The organism is Streptomyces albidus (ex Kaewkla and Franco 2022) (assembly GCF_013870515.1).
GTDB lineage: Bacteria > Actinomycetota > Actinomycetes > Streptomycetales > Streptomycetaceae > Streptomyces > Streptomyces albidus.
This window is the reverse complement of record NZ_JACBXA010000273.1, coordinates 1-7,206: the sequence shown is the minus strand read 5'-3', so window position 1 is coordinate 7,206 and position 7,206 is coordinate 1. Positions and strand designations below refer to the sequence as shown.

Sequence of the window (7,206 nt, the reverse complement as noted above, 5' to 3'; positions counted from 1 at the left end):
TCCGGCAAGGCGTCGCGGTCGAGCTTGCCGCTGGGTGTACGCGGCAGCTCGTCCACCATCGTGACGAGCCCCGGAACCAGGTAAGCGGGAAGCCGCTCGGTCAGCCATTCGCGCAGCGCCTCGGGGCTCGTGCTCCCGCCCGCCGCGGGCACCACGTGGGCGACGAGCCTGGGCTCGCCGTGCTTGTCGCGCCGTACCGCGCAGACCGCCTCGGAGACGTCGGTGTGCCGGGCGAGTACGGACTCCACCTCGCCCAACTCGATACGGAAACCACGGAACTTGACCTGATCGTCGATGCGGCCGAGGAAGTCGAGCTGCCCGTCCTCGCGCCAGCGCACGAGGTCGCCGGTGCGGTACATGCGCTCACCGGGCGCCCCGAACGGGTCCGCCACGAAGCGGTCCGCGCTCAGGCCGGGCCTGCGCAGATAGCCACGGGCCAGTCCGGCGCCGGCGAGGTAGAGCTCGCCGGGCCGTCCGGGCTCCACCGGCTGGAGCGCTCCGTCCAGGACGTAGGTGCGCACGTGGCTCAGGGGGCGGCCGATGGGCGGGGCCGCAGTCGCAGCCTCCGACGAGTCGTCCGCCCATGCCGTCGCGTACACGGTGGCCTCGGTGGGCCCGTAGACGTTCAGGAGCCTCGTGCCGCGCATCGTCCTGCGCACGCGTTCGGTGAGCGCGGCGGGAAGCGCCTCCCCCGCCATCGACAGCGTCGTGGCCGACAGGTCGAGGTCGCCGTACTCGGTGAGCTTGGCCAGGACCGACGGGATCGCGCACACGAGCCCGCCGGACCAGCGCGGCGGGTCGCCGTCCATCAGCGACAGCAGGTCCCTGACCACCTCGACACGTCCGCCGGCCGCGAGCGCGGGGAAGATCTCCGCGACCGAGACGTCGAAGCTGAACGAGGTGGCGGCCAGCGTGTGGGCCAGGCTCTCCGGACCGAACTCCTCGCGCGCCCAGGCGATCAGGGCGAGGACGTTGCTGTGGGGGACGACGACGCCCTTGGGGGTGCCGCTGGACCCGGACGTGTAGATGACGTAGGCGGGGTGGGAAGGGGAGAGCCGTACGGCCCGGTCCGCGTCGGTGAGCGGGGCCGGGGACAGGTGGCCCAGCTCCTCCGCGGTCCCCGCGGCGTCAAGGACGACGGCACCGGCTCCGGCGACACCCCGGTCCGCACCGGCGGTGTCCGTCAGCACGCAGGAAGGGCGCGCGTCGCGGACCATGAAGCGCAGGCGCTCAGCCGGGTAGCCCGGGTCCAGCGGCAGGTACGCGGCACCGGCCTTGAGTACGGCGAGCATCGCGACGACGGTCTCGGCCGACCTCGGCAGCATCAGGCCGACCACGCGCTCGGGGCCGGCGCCACGGGCGACGAGCAGGCGGGCCAACCTGTTGGCCCGCTCGTCCAGTTGGCGGTAGGTCAGGCTCTGCCCACCGTCCTCGACGGCGACGGCGTCGGGGTGCCGTGCCACGGAGGCGTCGAGCAGTTCGGGCAGCGTGGAAGCGGGCGGCCTGGGCTCGCCCGTCCCGCGCGACCAGGAGAGGACCTTCCGCCGCTCGTCGGCACCCAGCAGGTCGAACGCCCCGACCGGACGGTCCGGAGAGGTCACGGCCCCGGCCAGCAGACGCCGGAACCGTTCGCTGTGCGCGTCGAGTTCGGCGGCGGTGTAGCGGTCGGCGGCGCCGGTGAAGGTGATCCGCAGCGTTCGGCCGGCAGGGTCCTCGTCGATGACGACGCGCAGATCCACGGGGTCGTCCGCGCCGACCCGGCGGACCGCCGCCGGGTGGTCGCCGAAGCGGACCTCGTGGGTGTTGGTACGGACGTCGACGACAGGCCCGTACAGGTCGGGGTGCGAGGCGCTCGACCCGGGTTCGCGGGACTCTCCGTCGCCGAGTTCGCGGCGCAACTCCTCGTGCCGGAACCGCTGATGGCGCCGCACCCTTCGGCTCTCGTGCGCCACCTTCCGGACGAGATGGGTGAAACCGCTGCCGGACCGGACGGTCACACGCAGCGCGGCGACGTCCTCGGCGGCGGCCGGGACGCGCCGTGACGCCCGGCTCGTGCGGCCGTCGACGGGCAGGCCCAGCACCACGTCCGTGCCTCCGGTCACCCGGTGGACGTACGCGGCGACGGCTGCCAGCAGCACCGGGCCGGGGTCGGTCCCGGTGTGCCGGGTGACCGCGCGCACCTGTGCGCTCAACTCGGCGGGGAGCGCGGCCGTCTGCGAACGCGCGGGCTCCTGCGAGTGCGGGTCCGAGGGAGCGCCGGTGGCGAGTGAGAGCGGCTCGGGCCGGTCGGCGTACCGCTTCAGCCAGAACTCCCGGTCCGTGCGGTGCTCGTCGGAGACGCGGTACTCCGACTCCTCGGTCTCCAGGAGCGACAGCGGGACGAGCTTGCCGTCCTCGTGCGGCCAGCCCTCGCTCCGCCCCGTGTACACCTCGGCGACGCGACGGGTGACCAGCGCGCAGCCGAAGCCGTCGAGCACCGAGAGGTGGTGGCGGTGGAACCAGCGGAAGCGGTCCGCGGAGAGCCGGATCAGCGCCTGTGCGGACGCCGCGTCCTGCGACGGCCGCTCAAGCTCCCCGCGTTCCCACTCCTCCGCGGCCGCGCGGGGGTCGGGCTCGTCGCTGAGGTCCACGTGCCGGAGCGGGAACTCGCCGGACGCCTCCAGGTGCGGCGCGTCCTCGCCGTGCGCGTCCCCGAAACCGAGGCGGAGCGCCTCGCTCTCGGCGGTGACGACACGCACCGCGTCCTCGAAGAGCGAGGTGTCCAACGGACCGCGGATCTCGACGACTTCGGCGACGTACGGGCCCTGCGTCCTGCGGCCGGACGCCGCCTCTCGCCAGACCTCCCGGCCGGCGGCGGACATCGGGATGCGCGCAGTGTGGTGGTCAGCCATGACTGGTGTCTCCCCGTGGGACGAGCGGGCTCTTGGGATGGTGGTGGAAACCGATGCCGGCCTTGTGGCCGACCTTGCCGTCCGCGACGAGCTTCTGAAGCAGGTCGCAGGGCCGGAAGCGTTCGTCGCCGGTGTGCTCGCGCAGGACGTCGAGGGTGTCGACGATGGTGTCGAGTCCGATGAGGTCGCCGGTGCGCAGCGGGCCCATCGGGTGGCCGAAGCACTCCCGGAAGATCTTGTCGACGGTCTCGGCGTCGGCGGTGCCCGCTTCCAGGACGGTCGCCGCCTCGTTGACGGTCAGCATCAGGACGCGGTTGGTCACGAACCCGGGCCCGTCCCCCACGACGACGGGCTTCTTGCCGAGGCGCTCCAGGACGCCCAGCGTGATCGCGAGGGTGTCCTCGCTCGTGTGCGGCGAACGGACCACCTCCACCGCGTCCTTGAGCGGTGCGGGGTTCATGAAGTGAGTGCCGACGACCCGGTCGGGCCGGCCGGTGAAGGACCCGAGCCTCGCGATCGGGATGGCTGAGGTGCACGACGCGAAGACGGTCTCCGGGCGGCACACCTCGTCCAGGGCACGCAGGATCTCCTCCTTGACGGCCACCCGCTCCCGCGCGCACTCGACGACGAAGGAGGCGCCGGCCAGGTCGGAGATCTCCGCCGAGAACTCCACGAGGCTCGCCGGATCCGGGGGCGACCCGGCTCCTGAAGTCCCTTCGGCGGCAGGCGAGTTCCCCGTCTCCCCCGCCCGGCCCGCCGTCTGTCTCCCCCGCAGCAGACTCCGCAGGCGCAGTCCCGCGCGAAGCCTCGACGCCCCGTCGCGACGCGCCTGCGCATCGGGGTCGACGACCACCACGGGGTGGCCGGCCTGTGCGAAGCACTGGGCCACGCCGGCCCCCATGGTGCCGGCGCCGACGACGCCCACCGGCGCTGCCGGCTCGATGTCCTTGCGTTCGCCCACGGTCGCGGGGTCCCTTTCTTTCCGTTGCTCTCGAGGTCGGGGAGGTCAGTCGGCGTACGGCGAGGTGCCCGGGAGCCAGAGCTCGCTCAGCGGTGCGCCGGGCTCCCGGCATCCCGTGCCGAGCAGCGTGACGAGGCCGTCGGCCATGGCGGCCACCGTGGCGGCGTCGAACATCTCCGTCCGGTAGTCCACGCAGACGTTCAGTTCGCCCGGTTCCGGGCCTTCGACGACGGACCAGGCCAGGTCGTGCCCGCCTGCGCCGCCCGCGCCTCCGGCGTCCACCGGCATCGTCAGCCGCGCTGCGCCAGTCCCCGGCCACCGCACCGGGCTCACCTCGAGACCCGCCTCGCGGCCGAGGGTCTGCGGCAGCCGGTGGTGGGCGTAGGTGACGTCGAAGACCGGTGCCCTTCCCGGCTGTCCGGGCAGCCGAAGGGCCCGTACGACGTCCTGGAAGGGCACGTCCCCGTGTCCCTCGGCGGCCGCGATCACGTCGTGGACGCGGGTGGTGAGGGTGTTCAGGCCGGGATCGTCGGCAGTGTCGATGCGCAGCGCCAGCGGGTTGGCGAACGGGCCGATCAGTTCGCCGAGACGTGGCCTGGCGCCCGCGTCGGGAGCCGAATCGGGGTCGGGGGCCGCCTCGGTGAGACCGATGACCACCTCGTCCGTTCCCGATCGCAGGGAGAGCAGCGCGGCGATGCCCGCCAGCAGGCCCTCCCGCGCGCCGTTGCGGGCGAGTTCGGAGGCCAGGGAGGCCGGGATGCGGAACTCGTGGGAGGCGCTCTCGTGGGTGCCGGTCATCGGCCGCGGCCTGTCGGACGGGGTCTCGAATGCCTTCAAGCCGCTCAATGCGCCTTGCCAGTAGGCGAGTTGCCCGTCAAGCAAGCCGTCGGCCCGCAGGTTGCGCTGCCACTGAGCGTAGTCGTTGTAGGAGACCGGAAGCGTGGCCGGTCCCTGTGCGGCTCCGCCCGAGTGCGCTCCGTAGAAGGAGAACAGGTCGCTGAAGAAGACCGCGGGCTGGGCCCCGTCGTAGACCTCGCGGTGCGTCGTGACGACGAGGACGTGTTCGGCGACGCCCGTCGTCACCAGCAGTGCCCTCAGCGGTGATCCCGTGACCGGGTCGATCGCCGTACGGCCGTGATCCCGGGCCAGGTCCCGTGCCGCGGCGGCCGGGTCGGTGCGCCCGGAGACGTCCACCGTGGTGAAGAAGCCGGCGGCCGGGGTCCTGGGAGCGCGCGCGAAGGGCGAGAGGGTCGCTTCCGTCGGAACCGGGAAGCGGGTGCGCAGCACGTCATGCCGCTCCGTCAGGTCGTCGAACGCCGCCCGCAGCGCCTCGGCGTCGACCTCTCCGCGCAGCTTCAGGCACGCGGAGACCCCGTCGCCCTGCGGTCGGGATTCCGGGGCGGACTCCGGCTCGGGCGCGGCCAGTTGGGGGGTGACGTCCGTACGGGCGGTGTCCCCCGCGGGCACGCTGCTCTGCGTCCGGGCGGCGGGCGGGCCGGCGGGCAGCTCCCTGTGGTCGAGGTCCTCGTTCTCGGTCGCTGCCCACAGCAGGGCCAGCAGCGAGTCGGTCATCGCCGCGACGGTGGAGGCGTCGAAGAGCTGGGTGCTGTACTCCAGGGCGACTTCGAGGTCGTCGACGTCCGGCCGCTCCGCGACGACGACGGTGAGGTCGAACTTGGCCGTACCCGGGGGAAGTCCGGGGAAGAGCGGTGTCTCGTCCTCCTCGCCGCCGGGGCGCCCGGGGTTGAACGTGCTCTCGCCGAAGGAGAAGTTCGGCGGCAGCGTCTGATGGACGTACATCACGTCGAAGATCGGGTTCCGGCTCGGGTCGCGGTCCGGTGCGACCTCCCGCACCACCCTGTCGAACGGGATTTCCTGGTGCTCCATCGCGCCCAGCACCACCGCGCGGACGCGGCGCAGCAGTTCGCGGAAGCCGGCGTCCCCGGACAGGTCGTTGCGAAGCGCGATGGTGTTGTTGAAGAAGCCCAGCACGCCCCACAGTTCGGGTCGGCTGCGTCCGATGGTGGGGGTGCCGACGACGATGTCGCGCTGCCCCGACCAGCGGGAGAGCAGCACGTTCAGACCGGTGAGGATCACCATGAACAAGGTGGCGGTCTCACGGCTGCCGACGGCCCGCAGCCGCTCGACGAGTTCGCCCGGGATGGTGAAGCCCATCGTCGCGCCCGCGTAGTCCATGCGTGCCGGACGCGGCCGGTCGGTGGGCAGCTCCAGCGCGGGCGGATCGAGCAACTGCTCACGCCAGTAGTCGAGTTCGCCGTCGAGCAGGGACCCCTCCAGCAGGTCGCGCTGCCAGCGGGCGTAGTCGCTGTACTGCACGGGCAGCGGTTCCGGCCGGTGGACACGGCCCTCGCAGCGGGCCTCGTAGAACTGGAGGAGTTCGCCCATCAGGATCTGCGGCGCCCAGCCGTCGTTCACCCCGTGGTGCATCGTCCAGCAGAAGAGGTAGTCGCCCGGCCCGATGCGTACGACCGTCACCCGCACCAGCGAGTCGCGGGCCACGTCGAAGACCCAGTGCGTCTCCGCCTGCACGGCCGCTCGGGCCGCGCTCTCCGGGTCCGCCTCGCCGGAGACGTCCAGGACGCGGAAGAAGTCCCCGAGTTCAGGACGTATGACGAGCTGCGGCCTGCCGTCGACCTCGGCGAAGTTCGAACGCAGGGCCTGCTGCCGCTGGGCGAGGTCCTCCCAGGCCAGCCGCAGCGCTTCCAGGTCGGGTTCGCCGCTGAGCCGGGAGGCGCCCGGCAGGTTGTAGAGCGTGGTGCTCGGGTCCAACTGGTGGTGGAACCACATGCGTTCCTGCCCGTAGGAGAGCGTGGGCTCCTGTCCGGGACGGATCGGCGGCAACGGGTGCACGTCCCCGGAGGAGGTCTCCGCCTCTCCGGTGCTCCGCTCCGGCGTCCCCTGCTGCTGCCCGGCCTCCCCCGGTGTCCCGGGCATGCGCTCGGTGATGGCGCGGGCCAGATCCGCGACACAGGGGTGGGTGTAGATGTCCACCAGCTTGAGCGACGCGCTGTAGCGCGTGATCACTCGCTCGATGAGCTGCAGCGCGATGACGGAGTTGCCGCCGATGGAGAAGTAGTCGGCGTCGGCGGCGACATGCTCGGCGTAGAGCAGTTCGGCGAGGGTCCCGCGCAGCCACGCCAGTACCTCGTCCGCCTCGTCCTCGCCCTGCGCGGGGTCGGCGACGGGCACGGCTTCCGCGGCGGGCTCCTGGGCCTCGGCCTGCTCCGGCTTCGCGGCGGACGTCTCGAGGCCGGACGCCGAGGGAGCGGGCAGCGGTTGTGGCGCGTGCACCTCGGGCTCGGGCTCGGCCTCAAGCTCGGGCTGCGGCTCCCG

General features: G+C 72.7%; 3 protein-coding genes. All 3 read right to left on the bottom strand.

Going from position 1 to position 7,206, the window contains the following annotated elements:
- Window positions 1–2,891: non-ribosomal peptide synthetase (locus tag H5J26_RS26350; protein ID WP_181768468.1), on the bottom strand; the 2,891-nt coding region annotated here is incomplete at its 3' end.
- Entirely contained in the window at window positions 2,884–3,852 is a 969-nt protein-coding gene (locus tag H5J26_RS32320) for a 3-hydroxyacyl-CoA dehydrogenase family protein (protein WP_309238076.1), read from the bottom strand. The genes H5J26_RS26350 and H5J26_RS32320, both read right to left, overlap by 8 nt.
- 45 nt (window positions 3,853–3,897) lie before the next feature.
- Window positions 3,898–7,206 (bottom strand): condensation domain-containing protein (locus H5J26_RS26340; protein WP_235981141.1); only part of this gene is annotated, 3,309 nt, incomplete at its 5' end.